Here is an 18,184-nt window from a genome sequence, read left to right on the forward strand (position 1 = left end):
CCCGCTGCCGCGGATCCAACCGACAATGCTTAGAGGCGACGCGTGAGATAGCGATCTGACGCGTCTGTCGGTTGGCGCGTCTCCCGAACGGGGCCGCCTATTCGGGCAGGTCCAGCAGGCGGTAGCCTTCCACGAAGTGCTGCAGCATCTTCTCGTCTCGGAACGGTTGCGAGGCGGCCCATTGGGCGATCGTGAAGTTCGGATTGTTCATCAAAAACAATTGCGCTTCGGTCCGTGCCTCGTCCAGGCGACCGAGCCGCGCCAGACTGGCAGCGAGCAGACGGCGTGATGTCGCCCGGTAGGTTTCAGGGCGACGCAAGGTTCGGACCGCGGCCTCGTAATCCCGAATTGCATATTGAGCCTGACCAAGCATCCAATAGTACCAGCCCGGTGGGTGCGGGTTGAGGCGAAGCGCCTTGTGAACATGCTCAATCGCCTGCGCCGGGCGACCGCAAAGGACGATGAGGTCGGCGCGCATCGCCCAGGCATCGGCGTGGTTCGGATCGAGCGTCAGGGCTAGGTCGAACTCGGTATCGGATTCCTCCCAACGGCGCTCGTGACCGAGAATGATGCCAAGGACCCAGCGGTTCCCGGCGTCGTGGGGGTCGCGCGTTACCGCCCTCTGTGCTTCGCTGACGGCGCGCTGCCGATAGGAACGATCGGCTGGTCCCAGAACTCCCAGCTCATCCAGAGGTTCAGCGCCAGCAGTCGATGCGCTTCCGCATAGTCCGGATCGAGTGCGAGCGCCCGCTCGAGAAGGAAGATCGCCTCTCTTGCTGCCCCTGCGGTCTGCAGACCGAGCGAGCGCGCTCGCACGCAATAGTCGTAGGCTTTCAGGTTCGATGGGCGGTTCCGGGCCGGCGCGTCGGTTAGGCGCCCGACCAGGGCTTCGACGATCCTGCTCGTCACCTCGTCCTGAACGGCGAACATATCCTCCAGGCTGCGGTCAAACCTCTCCGCCCACAGGTGATCACCCTGCAAGGCGTCGATCAGTTGGGCGTTGATGCGAACACGCCCGGCCGCCCGTCGGGCACTGCCTTCCAGCACGTAGCGAACGCCGAGTTCGCGCGCGATGCGGCGCACATCCTCATGCCGACCCTTGTAGGCGAAAACCGAATTGCTGGCGATGACGAACAGCCCGCCGGCCCTGGAGAGGTCGGTGATCAGGTCTTCGGTCAAGCCGTCGACGAAGACCTCCTGCTCCGGCTCGTTGCTCATATTGGTGAAGGGAAGGACGGCGATGGAGGGCTTGATGGGCAACGGCAAGGAGGCCTGGGCGCCGCTGCCTTGGCTCAAGGTCGCCGTGCTGATGCGATAGAGAGAAACCGGCTCGACGATGTTCTTGATCGCGTGGGGGCCAAGCGCGTCGAAATCGCAAAAGAGGCGCCGCCGCACCTGGTCGTATATGTTGCCGGAGACGTAGATTTCGCCGGGACCAGCCATGGTCTGAAGCCGCGCGGCGACAATGACGCCGTCGCCGTAGAGATCGCCGCTTTCGACGACGACATCGCCGAGATTGATGCCGACGCGCAGGAGAATTCGGCGGTCGTCGGCAAGGCCCTGATTGGCTGTTGCCATGCCCTTCTGAATATCGATCGCACAGGTGACCGCATTCACGGCGCTGGCAAACTCCACCAGCACACCATCGCCCATCGTCTTGACGATGCGGCCGTTGTGCTCGCGGACAAGGGGATCGAGAATCTGCTTGCGGCGTTCCTTCAACGTCGCAAGTGTACCGCCTTCGTCCAGTTCGACGAGGCGGCTGTAACCGACGACATCGGCAGCCACGATAGCGGCGAGACGCCGTTGAGCGCGTTCTTCAGCCATATCGCGCCCTTCCGCAGAATGGGGTGCACGGAATTGTAGGACGTCCGCCGGAAATGTCTATGAGGGAGTGCTTATGGGCTCGATCGACGGCAATCGGAGCTCCAATGGCGACAACCCTGCCTGCTTCCGTCGAGGCGGGCTGCCGGCCTCAGCGCCAGCCAAGGGCCGGCGCGACGTGCTTCAGAAACGCCTCGATCACATGGGCATTGTAGTCGACGCCGAGCTGGTTCGGGACGGTCAAAAGCAGAGTGTCGGCTTCCGCTATCGCTTCGTCCTTGGCCAGCTGCTCGATGAGCACGTCAGGCTCGGCGGCGTAGCTGCGGCCGAAGATCGCTCGTGTCTTGTCGTCGATGAAGCCGATCTTGTCCTCGTGCTGATTACCGCCGCCGAAGTAGACGCGGTCGCGATCATCCACCAGCGCGAAGATGCTGCGGCTGACGGATACGCGCGGCTCGCGCGTATGACCAGCCGCCTTCCACGCTTCCCGATAGGCGCGGATCTGGTCGGCCTGCTGGACATGGAACGGCAGGCCGGTCTCATCGTCCTTCAGCGTCGAGCTCTGCAGGTTCATGCCGAGTTTGGCGGCCCAGACGGCGGTGGCGTTCGAACTGGCGCCCCACCAGATGCGCTCTCTGAGACCATCGGAGTGCGGTTCGACGCGCAGCAGGCCGGGAGGATTGGGGAACATCGGCCGCGGGTTGGGTGCAGCGAAACCTTCGCCGCGCAGGACGTCGAGCAGAACCTCCGCATGCCGTCTTGCCATGTCGCTTTCTGTTTCGCCTTCGGCCGGCTGGTAGCCGAAGTGGCGCCAGCCGTCGATCACCTGTTCCGGCGAGCCGCGGCTGATGCCAAGCTGCAGGCGTCCGCCGGCAATGAGGTCGGCGGCACCCGCATCCTCGGCCATGTAGAGCGGGTTTTCGTAGCGCATGTCGATGACGGCGGTGCCGATCTCGATCCGGCTGGTCCTGGCGCCGACCGCCGCCAGCAGCGGGAACGGCGAGGCGAGCTGGCGGGCGAAGTGGTGGACGCGGAAATAGGCGCCGTCAGCGCCCAGTTCCTCGGCCGCGACGGCGAGCTCGATCGACTGCAGCAATGCGTCGGCCGCAGATCGCGTCTGCGACTGGGGCGAAGGTGTCCAGTGTCCGAAGGAAAGAAAACCGATCTTCTTCATGCTCGTGCCGCCTGTCGAATGAAACCGACCGCTTCATGACACGATTCCGGTTTTGGATACAGACGGCCATCGGTGACTTCGCCGTGAACGGCGGCACGCTCTGATGATGTTGCGCCGCCGTCGTGGACGGGAGTGGGGGCCGCTGATCCCAACCGCAAGAGAGCGGTCTTGCGCGTTCACTGCACTTGCAGGCGCGCCTTCATGTTCGGGTGAAAGCGGCAGTAATAGTCGAAAGTGCCGGCCCTGGTGACGGTGAGTGTCGCCGTTTTTCCAGGTGGGATCACCACGTCGAAATCACCTTTGGCGGTTGCCGTATGCGCGATGACGTCCTTGTTGTGCCACTCGATCACGTCGCCGACGGCAGCGCTGATCTCGGCGGGCGAAAAGGCGAGCTTTTCGATCGCCACCCGGATGGTTTCGGCCTGCGCTCGCGGTCCGGCCAGCATCAGGACCAGACCGCAAAGAGCACCAAGGCTCAGTTTCGAGATCACGGCGCAGCCTACTTCATCATGGCAGCGACATGCTCGGCATGTTGCTGATGGCCCTGAAACAGCTTAAGGCCGGTCTCCAGCAGATCCTTGAGTTCGGCATTCTTCGCTGACGGGATCAGCAGGGTTTCGAGCGCGCCGTTGACCTGCTTGTGGTAGGCAACCTCGTTGGCAACATAGGCCTTGTCGAAGTCGGCGCCGCTCAGTTTCGCCAGCTTTTCGCGCTCTTGCGTGGCGGCCTTCGTCAGCGCGCGGCTGGTGTCGTTGTCTTCGGGCTTCACGTCGAGCTTCTTGACGAGATCGAGGGCCTGTTTGTTCACAGCCTCGTGGTCACGCAGCATGTCGTTGGCGAAGGCTATGACCTCCTTGTCCTTGGAAATTTTGAGGGCCTGCTTGGCCGCCTCGATATCGATGACGCCGGCGGTGTAGGCGATATGGGCGATCTGCGGATCGGTGACCTTGTCTGCCGCAAGGCTTGCGGCACTGAGAAGGCAAGCGAGGGCGAGGGCTGAGGTGAGGCGGGCATACATCGGGAACTCCTTTCCGGCGGAGCGTTGCCGCCGGTCTCGGTGGATGACACCCATTGGATGGGCGCCACGGGCGGAGGTTCCCGAAAATCTTACCGGGCGAGTCCGAGCCGGCTCATGACGGCCGCCGTCAGCCGTTCGCAGCGACGACCGGCAAAGGGAAAGGCATTCATCAGAACGGGTCCGATCTTGCGGTCGACATGCTGGCGCAGGAGCTGGCGGGCCCGGTGCAGGCGGCTTCTGACCGTCTCCGGTTTGATGCCAAGCAGGGCGGCGGTTTCCTCGACGCTCATGGCTTCTATGACGCGAGCGGTGAAGACCAGGCGAAACGCTTCCGGCAAAGCGTCCGTCGCCTCTTCCACCAGACGCAGAATCTGCCGTTGGGCAAGGGCTCGCTCTGGATCCTCCGAGCTTGCCGCGTTGGGAAACGGCACGATGTCGGCGCTCGCCTGCTCGGTTGCCAGCGAAACTTCCCGTCGGGTGGACGACTTTCGCAGACGTCCGAGCGCCTCATTGAGCACCACGCGATGAAGCCAGGTGGCGAGGCTGGCGTCGCCGCGAAACGTTTCCAAGTGTTCGAAGGCGCGGAGATAGGCTTCCTGCACCACATCCTCGGCGATGCTGTCGTTGCGCACCACGGCGCGTGCGATGCGGAAGAGCCGCTGATTGTGTCGGCGCATGATGGTACGGAACGCCTCGGGATCATTGGCGATGGCGCGCTGGACCAGATCATGGTCCGTCGAATGATCGGGCTCGAGCGCGATCGGTGTTGTTTGCAAGAGAACATCCTTCATCATCCACCTCCAAACCACCGTTTGATGCGGATCCGGCAAAATCGTTCCCGATTGGTCGACGGAAAGAATATCCCTTGCAGAGGGGGACGGATATTGAAAACGAGCACCTGCTGTTTTCGGCACGTGCCACGCGTGGTTCCGCCGGCTGAGGGCGGAGAATTTGGGCACTTTTGCTAGCGAAAGTTGGGGGCAAAGCCGCGCTTCGCGCGGAGGTACGTGTCGAAGATATTTTTTTTATTGGCAAGGGAACTGTGGTTCCCGCTGGCGAGTTGGTGAAGCGGCGACCTGCGTGTGGAGGGGCGCACACCGAGGTCGCATCTTCGGACCAGGAGAGACGACTATGAAGCATCAATCGATTGAACAATTGCAAGCGCTCGCCGAAGTCCGTTCCGCTCCCGTCATGACGAGAACGGAACGGCTCCAACGTTGGGCCGAACTTTTGGAAAGCAATCCCGATCGCCGGCTGGGCACGCTTTCCGGTACCGAACGTGCGACCGCTGCCGTTCGGCAGGCCATGCAGGTCAACGGTTCCCCCATGACCGTCGCATTCGAGGATCCGCAATTGCGGTTCGCGGGTCTTGCCGATGACAGCTACGGCGAAGCAAAACGGTTCTTTGAAATATCGGACCACCAACTGCACGACATCGTCTGCGACTGCAATTTCGGCAGCTCGGTACGTGCTGCCTATGCCGCCCGGCGGGTTCGCTCGGCCATCGGCCTCTGGCCGCGACTGAAGGCGCTCTTCAGCTGAGCTAGATCGGCCTCATCCCAGGGAAGCCAGGGCGCCAGCCGGAAGCTTCCCCCCCGTCTTTGACGCGGCGAAAGGAGCCTGTTCGCCGGAGGGGTGGGCTGTGGTGAAATCGGGCAGCCCGTTGCTGCCGCGGGCCGCCGGATTTCACGCGAAACTGATCGAACTGTCTCGCCGGCGGGCGATGTCGTTTTCGAGAAGAGCGTGGTCAAGCGCGTTGTCAAGCGATCGGCGTCCGCGGCGCCGGAGAGCGATCGTGCCTCTTCGCAAGGTGCGCTCGCAGTGGCTGCCTCGCCTCAGGTGCGACCCGGCGCGCAACGGACTGTGCTATGATGCCCCGACATCCGCTTTGATGGAGGTATCCATGGGCGTGACCTTTCCGAACGAAAGCCACAGCTACCGCGATGCGCGCAATAGGCTGTTGCAGCGGGAGGCAGCGCTCAGGCGCGAAATGGAGAGCGTCGCCGCCGAAATCCGTGCGCTCCCGCCGGGCGGGCATGTCCTCGAAGATTATGAGTTCGACCATATTGATGAGACGGGCGCTCCGGCCAAGGTGCGGCTTTCCGCGCTGTTTCGACCCGGCACCGACACCCTGATCCTCTATCACTACATGTTTCCGCGCCACCGCTCCGATAGGCGCGCCGGACCGCGAAGCGGCCCGATGGCAGGTTGTGCTCTGGAAGACGGGCCGTGTCCCTCCTGTACCGCCCTGCTCGACAATTGGGAGGGCGCCGTGCGGCATGTCGAAGGCTTCGGCGTCAACATCGCCGCTGTCGCCAAGGCGCCGATCGAAAGGGTTTCGGCTTTCGCCGCCGATCGCGGCTGGCGGGATTTGAAGCTGCTTTCGGCCGCCAACAACAGCTTCAAGCGCGACTATCACGGCGAGGACGAGGATGGGCAGCAGGTGCCGATCCTGACCGTATTCCACAAGGATGACGACGGGCTGATCAGTCTGAGTTGGGCTTCGGAACTGTTGTTCGAGCCAGCCGATCCCGGGCAGGATCCGCGACATCTCGGCACCGTCGAGCCGATGTGGACCCTGCTCGACCTGACACCAGGCGGGCGGCCCGACGTCAACGAACAATTCGATGCCGAAACCTATCGGGCCGAGATGGGCGAACGGCAAACCTAGCCCGAGGGAGTATATCGCTGCCTTCCCGACTTGCAGCATCATCCATTCAACGCCGGTGTCGCGCGGCTCGCCGGGGGGGGTGGAGGGATGCAGTCGCGGGAGGAGAATTTCATGACATTGGCAGCAGTAACCCGGGCGCTGAGCGCGACATCGATCCTGGCGATCATGGTTTGCGCAGCGCAGCCGGTTTGGGCGGCGCCGGATCTGATCGTGCTGAATGGCGACGTGCGCACGGTCGATCAGAAGACGCCGAAGGCTCAGGCCTTCGCGGTCGAGAACGGCAAGTTCACCGCGATCGGCAGCAATGACGAGATCAAGGGGCTGGCCGACGCCGAAACAAAGGTGATTGACGCCGGCGGCAAGACCGTCACCCCGGGCTTCATCGACGGCCATACGCATCTCACATCCGGTATGGACATGGTGACCGGTGTGGATCTCTCCTACATTCCGGACAAGAAGACCTGGCTCGAAAAGATCAAGGAAGCCGATGCGCGCCTGCCCAAGGGCGTCTGGCTGATGGGCGGCGGTTGGGATTATACGCTCGGCGAAGGCAAGCTGCCGACCAAGGAGGATCTCGATGCCGTGGTGCCGGATCGCGTCGTCATCCTGCGCGACATTGATTTCCACTCCTACTGGGTCAATTCCAAGGCGCTCGAAGTGGGCGGCGTGACCGCGACGTCCAAGGTCGAGGAGGGCGGCGAGGTCGTACTCAACGACAAGGGCGAGCCGAGCGGCATTCTGCTTGAAAGCGCCGGCAATCTCGTCGAGAAACACCGGCCGGCGGTCGCCGATGCGGAACGGCGCGGGGCCCTGCTGCAGACGATGAAATTCGCCAACAGCCTCGGCATTACCGGCGTCAACGACATGTCCGATCTCGCTGCCGTGCACGACTACGCGGCGATCCTTGCCGAAAAGAAGATGCCGCTTCGCGTCTGGTACGGCTTCTTCGAGGGCGACCCGAAGAAAATCGCCGCCGCCGTGAAGGATCGCGACGAGGTCGACAAGGTCGCCGCAGATTCCGGCGAGCAGGAGAAGAAGGGGCCGATGCTCAAGCTCGGTTACACCAAGTCGGTGATCGACGGCGTGCTCTCGACGCGTACCGCCTACATGCATGAGGACTATTCCGACCAGCACGGCTGGAAAGGCAAGCCGTTCGAGACCATGGAGCAACTGGCGGCCGCCATCAAGGCTTCCAACGAAAACGGCTTCCCGACGGCGGTGCATGCGATCGGCGACGGTGGCGTCAGCCTGGTTCTGGATGCGTTTGCCGAAGCGTCGGTTCCGCGACCGCAGCCGAACCGCATCGAACACATTGAGGTCGTCGAGACCAAGGACATCCAGCGCTTCAAGGACCTTGGCGTCGTTGCCTCGATGCAGCCGAACCATGCGACCGGCACGATCGGCAAATACATCACCGAGCGCATCGGCACAGACCGCGAGCCGCGGGCCTATGTCTGGCATTCGATGCTCGATGCCGGCGTGCCGCTGGTGTTCGGTTCCGACTGGCCGACCTCGCCCTTGAGCCCTCTGACCCAGATCAACGACGCCGTCTTCCGCGAAAGCCCGTTCGGGCTCGGCGACGGACCGTGGCATCCCGAGCAGGCGGTCAGCTTCGATCAGGCGCTGCACGGTCTCACCCAGGCGGGCGCCGACATGACGCCCTGGGGCGCTCAGATCGGCTCGATCAGTGTCGGCAAGTGGGCGGATTTCGTGGTGATCGACGGAACGCTGCCGGACCCGCTCGATCGCTCCATCCGGGAGCGCAAGGTCGAGGCGACCTATCTCGCCGGAAGCGAGGTCTATCGCCAGCCGTAACTCTGGAGCGGAAGGACCCATTGCTATTGTCGCTCGCCTACGGGCACCGGCAACTTCCTGTCTTCCGGTAATCTAGATCACTATCGGCCCGTGCCTGTGGCGCCGGCCGATTTGGCATGAACCGTTGCCGGTTCATGCTGTGTCTTGAGGGAAACGGCCTTCCTTCCGTCGAAGGTCACCTCATTCTTTGTACCCGACAACAGGGTTTCTCAAAAACGAGTTTTCGGGGCCTTTCGGTGTCGCTCTTGAATGTTCCCAAACAATCGCGAAGTCCAGAGTTGGTAAACTATCTAATTGATTTTAAATCATAAAATGTTTCTCGTTTGCGTCTATTCCGGCCATAAAACAAAAATCAGCACTCTCAAATATAATTCCTATTGCGTGATCTGAGATCACATTATAGGCTCCCAAAAAATGTCGAAGGAGGGAGCGGCTGCGGCATCGCCATGCTGCGGCGAGTGCTCGACTTCGTCGGGAGGAAACATGAAAAACACAACGATATCCGATGACTGCGCGGTCGATATCCGCGCCGTGCGCAAAGCCTACGGGGCGGGGGAGAGCGCCTTCGTCGCGCTCGACAACGCAACCGTCTCGGTTCGGGAAAACGAGTTCTTCACGCTTCTCGGTCCATCCGGCTGCGGCAAGACGACGTTGCTGCGCATGATTGCCGGTTTCGACTATCCGACGAGCGGCGAAATCCTGCTCAATGGTTCGGATATCACCAGCCTGCCGCCATTCCAGCGGCCGGTAAACACCGTCTTCCAGAACTATGCGCTGTTTCCGCATATGACGGTGGCCGAGAACGTGGCTTTCGGCCTGGAAGCGCTCGGCAAGCCCCGCACCGAGGTCAAGGCGCGGGTGGCGGAAATGCTGCGGCTCGTGCAACTGGAGCATCTGGCCGGGCGCCGCACAAATCAGATGTCGGGCGGCCAGCAGCAGCGTGTCGCGCTGGCAAGGGCGCTGGCGCCGCAGCCGAAGGTGCTGCTGCTCGACGAGCCGCTATCGGCGCTGGACTACAAGCTGCGCAAGGAGATGCAGTCCGAGTTGAAGCGGTTGCAGTACGAGACCGGCATCACCTTCATCTTTGTCACCCACGACCAGGAGGAGGCGCTGACCATGTCCGATCGCATCGCGGTGATGTCGGCCGGTCGCATCCTGCAGATCGGTACCCCGCGCGAGATCTACAACAGGCCGGCGGATCGCTTCGTCGCAAGCTTCATCGGCGAGACGAACTTCCTCACCGGAGCGCTTCACGGTGTCGCCAACGGTAAGGCAAAGGTTACGTTGAAATCCGGCCAATCGGTCGTCGTCAACGCTGCGTCGGACGCGCCGGCATCCGGCGACGTGACCTTCATCGTCCGGCCCGAGCACGCCAGCGTCGTCGAGGGGGCGGGCGATCTTGCGGGCATAGTCGAGAAGGTCGTTTATTTCGGCACCGATACGCATCTGCATCTGCGCCTGAGTGGTGGAGAAGCCTTTACGGTGCGGCAACAGAACGGTTCCGTTTCAGGCAGCGCTGTCGAGGCGGGCCAAGCGGTGGCCGTGGCGATTGCCGAGGGTGCCGCACAGGTCGTGAGGGCTTGAGACCCATGACCAGTGCTCACGATCTCACGACGAAACTGGAAGCCAATGACGCGCGCAGACGCTGGCTACTTGCCTCGCCGGCATTGCTGACGATCTTTCTCGCGGCCATCGGCCCGCTGTTCATCGTGTTCGCCTATTCGTTCCTTGCGCCGGGCGATTACGGCGATGTCAAATGGCAGTTCTCACCCGACGCCTGGACCGGCGTGTTCTTCGAGCGCGACATCTTCGATGACACCTTGTCGCTCGCGACCGCCCATATCGATATTTTCTGGCGCTCGGCGAAGCTCGCCTTGATCACGACGGTGGCAACGCTCGTCTTCGGCTTTCCGACCGCCTATTTCATGGCGACGCGCAACGAGCGAAGCCGCGATCTCTGGCAGTTCCTGATCACCATTCCGTTCTGGACCAACCTTCTGATCCGGACGCTCGCGATCCTGCAGATCATCCGCAATGAAGGCATCCTGAACACGGCTCTGATCAAGCTCGGCCTGATCCAGGAACCCATCCAGATCCTCTTCACCGACGCGGCGATCCTGATCGGCATGGTCTATGTCTACCTGCCGCTGATGGTGCTGCCGATCTATGCCAGCCTCGAGCGGCTCGATTTCCGCCTGGTTGAAGCGGGCTACGATCTCTACGCCACACGCTGGCGCGTGCTGCGCAAGATCGTCCTGCCGCTCGCCAAGCCAGGCATCATCGCCGGCTCGATCCTTGTCTTCATTCCGGCGATCGGCGCCTTCGTTTCGCCGAGCGTTCTCGGCGGCGGCAAGAACATGATGTTCTCCAACCTGATCGAACTGCAGTTCGGCCAGGGGCGGAACTGGCCGCTCGGCTCGGCGCTTTCGATTACCGTCATGATCATCGTGATGGCGGCGCTGCTCGTCTACGTGCGCAACAACTCGGCGAAGGATGAACGCCATGCGTAAGGGCTTTTCCGTCCGCTATCAGCCCGGCTTCACGGCCATTGCAATCGCCTGCTTTGCGCTGCTCTACCTGCCGGTCGTCACCTTGGTGGTCTACGCCTTCAACAGCGCGCCTGCGGTGGCGGCCTGGGGTGGCTTTTCGCTGCACTGGTTTGAGGTCGCCCTGACGAACGGCGACGTCATCGACGCGTCGGTCCGCTCCTTCCAGATCGCGACTGTCGCGGCGACTTTGGCCACCGTCTTCGCCACCATGGCGGCGCTGGCGACGACGCGGACGCGGCGCTACCGGGGTCAGACCTTCATCTATGCCTTCATCAACCAGCCTCTGATGGTTCCGGAAATCGTCACGGCGGTTGCCTTGCTCATCATCGTCGCGCAGCTGAAGGCCGTCACCGGCTATTCCGGGCTCGGCTACCTGATCGCGGCACATACGGCGTTCTGCATTCCCTTTGCCTATCTGCCGATCCGTGCCCGGCTCGAGAACATGGATCTGAGCCTCGAGCGGGCGGCGGCCGATCTCTACGCCAAGCCGCTCTACACGTTCCGCCGCGTGACGCTGCCCCTGCTCTGGCCGGGCATCCTCGGCGCCTTCATGCTCGCCTTCGTGCTCTCGCTCGACGACGTCGTCATCACCGAGTTCGTGAAGTCCGGCGGCCAGGACACGCTGCCCACCTACATGCTCGGTCAGATCCGCCGCGGCATCACGCCTGAAATGAATGCGATTTCGACGGCCTTCCTGCTGCTGTCGGTCGTCATCGTCACGCTGTTTTTTGTCGTCAGCCGAAAACGCACCTGATCAAAATGGGAGGAACCAAATGATACGTGCAGACCGCATGACCCTTCTGCTTGCCGCACTCTTCGCCTCGACGGGCATCGCACATGCCGAAGGCGAACTGAACATCTACAACTGGGGCAACTACACCAGCCCGGAGATGATCAAGAAGTTCGAGCAGGCGTTCGACGTCAAGGTCACCGTCACCGACTATGACTCGAGCGACACCGCCCTTGCGAAAGCGAGACAGGGCGGCTCCGGCTACGACGTGGTCGTCGTCAACCAGGTCTATGTGCCGATCTGGGTGAAGGAAGGGCTCTTGATGGAGCTCGACCCGGGCCAGATGGAGAACTTCAAGAACGTTGCCCCCGAATGGGTGAATGCCGACTTCGACCCCGGCCGTAAATATACGGTTCCGTGGGCCGTCGGCACCACCGGCGTCGTCGTCAATGGTGACGCCTACAAGGGCGATGCCGATAGCTGGAGCATCGTCTTCAATCCGCCGGAGGAACTGAAGGGCAAGGTCAATGTCGTGCCGGAGCTGAACGACGTGATGGCTGCCGCCATCCAGTATGTCGGCGGCGAACAGTGCACGGCCGACAAGGCGGTGCTGAAAAAGGTCCGCGACCTGCTTGTCAATGCCAAGGCGGACTGGATCGCCATGGAATACAACACCATCGAGAAAATGGCGGCCGGCGACTTCAAGGCCACGCTTGCCTGGAACGGCGCCGGCTTCCGCGCGCGGATGAAGAACCCTGCGATCGGCTTCCACTACCCCAAGGAAGGTTACGGTGTCTGGAGTGACAACGCGGCGGTGCTGAAGGACGCCAAGAACGTCGACAACGCCAAGCTGTTCATCAACTTCGTGATGGACCCTGAGAACGCCGCGATGAACTCGGCCTTCCATGGCTATGCCAACGGCATCGCGGGATCCGAAAAATTCATGCCCGACACCATGAAGAACGCGCCGGAAATCGTCATCCCGGCGGAGAGCCGGGAAGGTGGGCAATTGCAGCGGCTCTGCTCGCCGGAGGCGCAGGATCTCTACAAGCGAATCTGGACCGACCTTCGCAAGTAGGCGCGCGTCAGCCTCTGATTTCAGCACCGGCGGCCCTGTCGCCGGTGCTCCTCGCCAGCGCCGCCATCGCCCCGCCTGACGGTTCGTCAGGTGCAGGTGCCGTGCGCTGCGTCGATCCATTCAAGAAAGGACATATCCATGACCGGCAAGACCGCGTTCAGCGAAAGATACGGCTTCCGCCGTGACCAGGTAACGCTCGCCAATTGGCGCACGGCGCCCTTCAGCCGTTGGGCGTTCCACAACGTCGGTGAGCTGGTGCCGAGCGCGCCGGTCGTGGCTACCACGGCCGCTCCCGCGGAAGAGCTGCGTGATCTGTCGTGGCTGCTTTCGGAGACGGTGTCGCTGCCAAGTGGCGAGAAGCGGATCGGCGACTTTCTTGACGGCTCCTATGCGGACGCACTGACGATCATGAAGGGCGGCAAGTTCATCGGCGACTGGGTGGCGCCGACCCTGAATTTCGGCGAGAAACACATCGCCTTCTCCGTCAGCAAGTCGATGGTCGCGATCGTCGCCGGCATCCTTGAGGACGAGGGCCTGCTGGACCCGAACGCACCCGTTATCGACTACCTTCCGGAGATCGCGGGCTCGGCCTATGGGGATGCCACCGTCCGGCATGTGCTGGACATGACGGTCAGCCTCGATATCGAGGAAGCCTATCTCGATCCGGAAAGCGCTTTCGGCCGCTACCGGCGCGCCATGCTCTGGAACCCCGGCGGCGGCGGCGAGGGCCTGTTCGAATTCCTCTGCACGCTGAAGCGGCTGCCGACACCGCATGGCGAGATTTTCCGCTACCGGTCGCCGAACACCGACCTGCTCGGCATCCTGCTCGAGCGCGTGTCCGGCAGACGGATCGCCGACTTGATGCGGGACAAGCTTTGGGCACCGCTCGGCACCACCGGCGAGATCGCGATCACGGTCGACCGCGAAGGAACCAGCCGAGCGTCCGCAGGCATATCCCTGACGCCGCGGGATCTTGCGCGCGTTGGCGAGATGATGCGCAACGGCGGTATGGCGAACGGCAGGCGGATCGTCTCGGAAGGCTGGGTCGAGGACACGCTCGCCAACGGCAGTCACGAGGCGTGGCAACGCAGCGATTTTGCGCCGCTGTTCCCGAAGGGGCGCTACCGCAACAAATGGTATCAGACCGGCGAGGGCAGCTTCTGCGGCATCGGCATCCATGGCCAATGGCTCTTCGTTGACCCCAAAAACGAACTGGTCGTTGTCAGAATGTCGTGCCAGCCGGATCCGGTGATGGAGGCGTTCGACTACGACAACATCGCGTTCATGAAGGCTTTGGGAAAGCTGCTCTGACGCGCATCGAGCATCCGGAAGGTCTTGCGCTGATGTCGCGGAATCTCCTACCAAGATGAACTCTCTCTTTTAGCGCTGCGCTCCCAATGCAGCCCCAGGTTTCGAGCATGGCGACAAAGAAGACACCAAAAATCACCAGCATCGAAACACCGGTTCCGATGTATGAGCAGGTCTATCAGCAGATCGTGCAGGCGCTGATGGCCGGGCATTTCGAGCCGGGCCAGAAGCTCACCTATCGCAAGGTTGCCGAGCAGTTCGGAACGAGTCCGATGCCGGTGCGCACTGCCTTTCAGCGGCTGCAGGCATTGAAGGGCCTCGAACTTCTGCCGAACGGCAGCGTCGAGGTGCCGCTTTTGACGGTCAAATCCTTCGTCAGCCTGACGGAAGCGCGTATCGCGATCGAAGGCACGGCAACGGAACTCGCGGCAAGCCGCCTCAACGGCAACAACCTGCGCACCGTGCGTCACCACTGCAACCAGCGCACCGCAGCGGCGAAGGCGGGTGACATCGACCGCTATCTGCAGGCGAACTTCGATTTCAAGTTTTCGATCTACCGCCATTGCGGCAACGAGCACCTGATCTACATCATCGAGATGCTCTGGCTTCAGGCGGGACCGTTCCTGCGCAAGCTCGTCGAGGGAACGCCGTTTACCGCGACCGAAGTGCTGGACGTCGATTTTCACGACAAGATCGTAGCGGCCCTCGAGGCGAAAGATCCGCAGCGGGCACGCGAGGCCGTTGCCCATGATATCCGCGATGCCGCAGACTACATGCTCAAATACGCGAAGTTCCTCTCGGACGAGGACGTACGGCCGGCCACATAAACGGACTGGGTTTCGTTCACTCCTGCCCTAGCTTAGTGCATGAAAATGCATAATAATCGCGCTTCACTTGGATCTTTATCAAGGTAAGGGCGGACCTTGCATGGCTTTGGACTCGTTGGATGTGAGGCTGCTGCGCATCTACGTCACGATCGTGGAGGCGGGCGGCTTTGCGGCCGCGCAGGGAGAGCTCAATCTCTCGCTCTCGACGATTTCCAACCATATCTCCGCGCTCGAGAGCCGGCTCGGCCTAACGCTCTGCCAGCGCGGCCGGTCCGGCTTTCGTCTCACGGAGGAGGGGCGCGCCGTCTACGAGGAAGCCAAGCGCCTCTTCGGCTCGATCGACCAGTTCGATGTGCGGATGAAGGGATTGCAGCACCAGTTGAATGGTACGCTTTCCGTCGGCCTCATCGACAACACGCTGTCCGATCCGTCTTCCCGTCTCAACCGCGTCTTTGCCCGGATGACCGACGAGGCGCCGGAGGTGGCGCTTTCGATCGTCACGCGACCGCCGCATGAGCTGTTGCGCGACGTGATAACAGGAGAGCTCCACATCGCGATCGCCAGTTTTCCGCGCACGACGTTGGGGCTGGAATATGTCGATCTCTATGAGGAGACCCAGCGTTTCTATTGCGGCGCCGAGCATCCGCTGTTTACCCGCGATGACAGCGAGATCGAGATCGACGACATTCGCTCCTACAATCTGATCGGCCGTTCCTATTGGAACGCCCGCGACCTCAAGATCTTCTCGATTGCCAATCCGCGTGCGACGGTCAGCGACATGGAGGCCGAGGCGCGGCTGATCCTCTCCGGTCGCTATCCCGGCTACCTGCCGGACCATTTCGCCAGCCGTTATGTGAGCGAAGGATTGCTGCGACCGATCCGCCCGGATCTCTTCAGCTACAAGGCGCCGTTCCAGGCGGCCTTCGACAAGACGCGTGCAAAGTCGGGTCTGATCCCGTTTTTCGTGAAGCTGCTCGTGAGCGAATTTGGCGTCTCGCAGGTCGGGAAAAGCGCGTCGCGTTTGCGCGCTGGTCGATAAACCCTTCATCCTGACCGGCCCAGTGCCAGCTCGCGAAAACAAGGGCAGGGCCGGTATCTCGGCTCTGCCTTTGTCAAACGATAGGTGCCTTTTGGCGAGAGGCGTCAGCTAAGCGGGAAACCCATCGCCGAAACCATTTTCAGCCAGGGCTTGCGCCAGCCGCCGGACTTGTCCGCGGTATCGAGCGCATACATGGTGACCTGTGCGCCGAGCCAGCGGAACGGTTCCGGCGGGATGGCGTTCGGCAGGCTTGTGGCGAAGTCCAATCGGCTCTCCGGTGTCTTCGAACCGTCGAGAATATCGAGCGCGATGCGCGCGCCGAAGCGGGAGGCGGAGACGCCGAAGCCGGAATAGCCGCCAGCATAGACGACCTTCTCGCCGTAATAGCGCTGGAAATGCACCGCCATGCGGGTACTGAGATCGATCGGCCCGCTCCAGGCATGGGTGAAGCGCAGGCCTTCGAGCTGCGGAAAGGTGTCGAAGAAGGCGGCGGCCAAAGGCTCGTAGGTTTCGAGTTCCTTGTCGACCGAAGGGAAGGGGTTGCCGGCAAAGGCGTAAGCCAGACGACCACCGAAGATGATCCGGTTGTCCTTGGTGAGCCGCATGTAGTTCATTTGCGTGCGGGTGTCGTAAACACCCTGACGGTGGCTCCAGCCGATCGACGCCATGCGCTCTGCCGACAAGGGCTCCGTCGCCAGAACCCGGTCGCGCACGGCTACGACCCGGTGCTTGATTTTTTTGTGGCCCGAGGCAAAGGCATTGGTGGCGAGAAGAACCTTGGCCGCAGTGACGCTTCCTGAGGGCGTCGTGGCCTTCATCCGGTCGCCGAGATCTTCAAGACCGGTCAGCTCGGTGTTCTCGAAGATCTCAACGCCGAGGGTGAGCGCAACCCGCTTCAGCCCGAAGGCAAGCAGCGCCGGATGCACCGTGCCGCAGATGTGCTTCGACCAGACACCGGCCTTGTAGCGTGGCGAATTGATTTCGCTGCGGACGGCGCTCTGGTCGAGGAAGACGGCCTGGTGGCCATATTTGAGATGGAGTTCGTGCTCTTCGTGCAGCGCTTCGATATGGGCATCGTCGACGGCTACCGTCAGCTCGCCGCCCCATTCGGCGTGACAGTTGACGGCATGTTCCTCGAGGGTCTGCAGGAAGCCGTGCATGTTTTCCTGGCCAAGCCGCTCGAGCGCGGCGATATCCTTGGGGAAGATGCGGACGGCGTTCGAAAGTCCGTGCATGACCGACGTCGAGACGACGCCGCCCGGCCGGCCCGAAGCGCCGTTGGCGACCGAACCCTTTTCGATCAGCACGACGTCGATTTCGGGCTGGCGTTGTTTCGCCTGGATGGCACCCCACAACCCGGTAAAGCCGCCGCCGACGACGAGCAGGTCAGCCTTCAGATGGCGCGTCAGTCGCTCTCGCGGCTCGGGCGCGTCCGGCCGGTCGAGCCAGAAGGGCGTCATCGTCACATCTGCAAGGGCTTTGCTTCTTACCTTGGTCATGGGGACGCCTCACATCACTTCGCGGCTGGTGCGGTGTAGAGGACGTAGACCTTGCGCATCGTCTCGAGCACTTCGAAACGCACCTCGACGCCGGCAGGCAGGACATAGCTTTCGCCGGCCTCGAAGGTCTCGATGGAACCGTCCGGGTTGGTGATTGCGACTTTGCCCGAGAGGATGACGCTATATTCGCTGCCATCGGGGTAGGAGAGCATTTCCGCGTAGGGCGTCGACTGCCAGGTGCCGATCACAACAGCCTTGTCGGGGCTTTCGAAATGAACATCGCCGAGCTCATCCGCAAAACCGGACAGGATCGCCTCCGGCGGGACGACGCTGCATTTCTCAAGCTCGCGCAGGCCGACACCGTTGCGCCCGAGTTTGATGACCTTCGACATGTTCACTCCAGTTCAGAAAGACGAGCGGCAAGTACATCGGCCGCCCCTTAGAGGTTTCGTTGCTTCCAATTCCCGCGGAACGATGTGGTGTCCGAGATCAATGTCCGTCTCGACGGTCGTGTGCCGCTTTGCTCGCCGCCGATCTACTGTGCGACTTGCCCCGTTTTTCTAGGCGCCGGAGACACTGTCCGGAATACGCCAAAGGGCTAGGTTTTGAGGATGAGCGCCGGATCCCGGTGTGCCGCCAGCCCTTGCTGCGT

16 protein-coding genes and 1 pseudogene are annotated in these 18,184 nt (G+C 62.1%); 10 read left to right on the forward strand and 7 right to left on the reverse strand.

The window, feature by feature from the left end; all coding sequences use genetic code 11:
- Nucleotides 1–97 precede the first annotated feature (97 nt).
- The 5 genes and pseudogenes from V7S54_RS15185 to V7S54_RS15205 form a co-directional block, all read right to left on the reverse strand.
- Nucleotides 98–1,827: pseudogene (locus V7S54_RS15185) on the reverse strand (adenylate/guanylate cyclase domain-containing protein).
- 148 nt (nucleotides 1,828–1,975) lie between these two features.
- Nucleotides 1,976–2,998 carry an LLM class flavin-dependent oxidoreductase gene (locus V7S54_RS15190; RefSeq protein WP_336408494.1) on the reverse strand — a complete coding sequence of 341 codons (1,023 nt, stop codon included), beginning with the start codon at nucleotides 2,996–2,998 and terminating at the stop codon, nucleotides 1,976–1,978.
- Nucleotides 2,999–3,174: 176 nt separating this feature from the next.
- Entirely contained in the window at nucleotides 3,175–3,444 is a 270-nt protein-coding gene (locus V7S54_RS15195) for a cupredoxin domain-containing protein (protein WP_336408631.1), read from the reverse strand.
- Between the two features lie 53 nt (nucleotides 3,445–3,497).
- On the reverse strand, nucleotides 3,498–4,016 hold the full coding sequence (locus tag V7S54_RS15200; protein WP_336408493.1) for a DUF4142 domain-containing protein: 519 nt from the start codon (nucleotides 4,014–4,016) through the stop codon (nucleotides 3,498–3,500).
- A gap of 89 nt (nucleotides 4,017–4,105) precedes the next feature.
- Nucleotides 4,106–4,810, reverse strand: coding sequence for an RNA polymerase sigma factor (locus tag V7S54_RS15205; RefSeq protein WP_442892561.1), 705 nt, complete (start codon nucleotides 4,808–4,810; stop codon nucleotides 4,106–4,108).
- Nucleotides 4,811–5,147: 337 nt separating this feature from the next.
- Between V7S54_RS15205 and V7S54_RS15210 the strand changes: the two genes are divergently transcribed.
- The 10 genes from V7S54_RS15210 (at nucleotide 5,148) to V7S54_RS15255 (ending at nucleotide 16,033) form a co-directional block, all read left to right on the forward strand.
- Nucleotides 5,148–5,558 carry a hypothetical protein gene (locus tag V7S54_RS15210; RefSeq protein WP_065373827.1) on the forward strand — a complete coding sequence of 137 codons (411 nt, stop codon included), beginning with the start codon at nucleotides 5,148–5,150 and terminating at the stop codon, nucleotides 5,556–5,558.
- Between the two features lie 361 nt (nucleotides 5,559–5,919).
- Nucleotides 5,920–6,687, forward strand: a complete 768-nt coding sequence (locus V7S54_RS15215) for a DUF899 family protein (protein ID WP_336408491.1) — start codon at nucleotides 5,920–5,922, stop codon at nucleotides 6,685–6,687.
- 111 nt (nucleotides 6,688–6,798) lie between these two features.
- On the forward strand, nucleotides 6,799–8,502 hold the full coding sequence (locus V7S54_RS15220; protein WP_336408490.1) for an amidohydrolase: 1,704 nt from the start codon (nucleotides 6,799–6,801) through the stop codon (nucleotides 8,500–8,502).
- 483 nt (nucleotides 8,503–8,985) lie between these two features.
- Nucleotides 8,986–10,086, forward strand: a complete 1,101-nt coding sequence (locus V7S54_RS15225) for an ABC transporter ATP-binding protein (protein ID WP_336408489.1) — start codon at nucleotides 8,986–8,988, stop codon at nucleotides 10,084–10,086.
- 5 nt (nucleotides 10,087–10,091) lie between these two features.
- Nucleotides 10,092–11,012, forward strand: a complete 921-nt coding sequence (locus V7S54_RS15230; protein WP_336408488.1) for an ABC transporter permease — start codon at nucleotides 10,092–10,094, stop codon at nucleotides 11,010–11,012.
- Complete coding sequence (locus V7S54_RS15235) at nucleotides 11,005–11,805, forward strand: ABC transporter permease (protein ID WP_336408487.1); 801 nt, start codon at nucleotides 11,005–11,007, stop codon at nucleotides 11,803–11,805. Before V7S54_RS15230 ends, V7S54_RS15235 begins: the two co-directional genes overlap by 8 nt.
- Nucleotides 11,806–11,824: 19 nt before the next feature.
- The gene (locus V7S54_RS15240; RefSeq protein WP_336408486.1) at nucleotides 11,825–12,859 is read left to right on the forward strand and encodes an extracellular solute-binding protein; all 1,035 of its coding nucleotides are present in this window, start codon (nucleotides 11,825–11,827) and stop codon (nucleotides 12,857–12,859) included.
- 138 nt (nucleotides 12,860–12,997) lie between these two features.
- Entirely contained in the window at nucleotides 12,998–14,170 is a 1,173-nt protein-coding gene (locus V7S54_RS15245; RefSeq protein WP_336408485.1) for a serine hydrolase domain-containing protein, read from the forward strand.
- Nucleotides 14,171–14,277: 107 nt separating this feature from the next.
- Nucleotides 14,278–14,994, forward strand: a complete 717-nt coding sequence (locus V7S54_RS15250; RefSeq protein WP_065373820.1) for a GntR family transcriptional regulator — start codon at nucleotides 14,278–14,280, stop codon at nucleotides 14,992–14,994.
- Nucleotides 14,995–15,094: 100 nt separating this feature from the next.
- A complete protein-coding gene (locus tag V7S54_RS15255; RefSeq protein WP_336408484.1) occupies nucleotides 15,095–16,033 on the forward strand; it encodes a LysR family transcriptional regulator in 939 nt (312 codons plus the stop codon).
- Nucleotides 16,034–16,137: 104 nt separating this feature from the next.
- Here V7S54_RS15255 and V7S54_RS15260 read toward each other — a convergent pair whose 3' ends face one another.
- Complete coding sequence (locus V7S54_RS15260) at nucleotides 16,138–17,532, reverse strand: NAD(P)/FAD-dependent oxidoreductase (protein ID WP_336408483.1); 1,395 nt, start codon at nucleotides 17,530–17,532, stop codon at nucleotides 16,138–16,140.
- Nucleotides 17,533–17,546: 14 nt separating this feature from the next.
- Nucleotides 17,547–17,924 (reverse strand): cupin domain-containing protein, encoded by a 378-nt coding sequence (locus tag V7S54_RS15265; protein ID WP_057255390.1) that lies wholly within the window; start codon nucleotides 17,922–17,924, stop codon nucleotides 17,547–17,549.
- Between the last annotated feature and the right edge of the window lie 260 nt (nucleotides 17,925–18,184).

This window comes from Ensifer sp. CCNWLY38 (genome assembly GCF_037120565.1).
In the GTDB taxonomy this organism is placed as follows: domain Bacteria; phylum Pseudomonadota; class Alphaproteobacteria; order Rhizobiales; family Rhizobiaceae; genus Ensifer; species Ensifer adhaerens_H.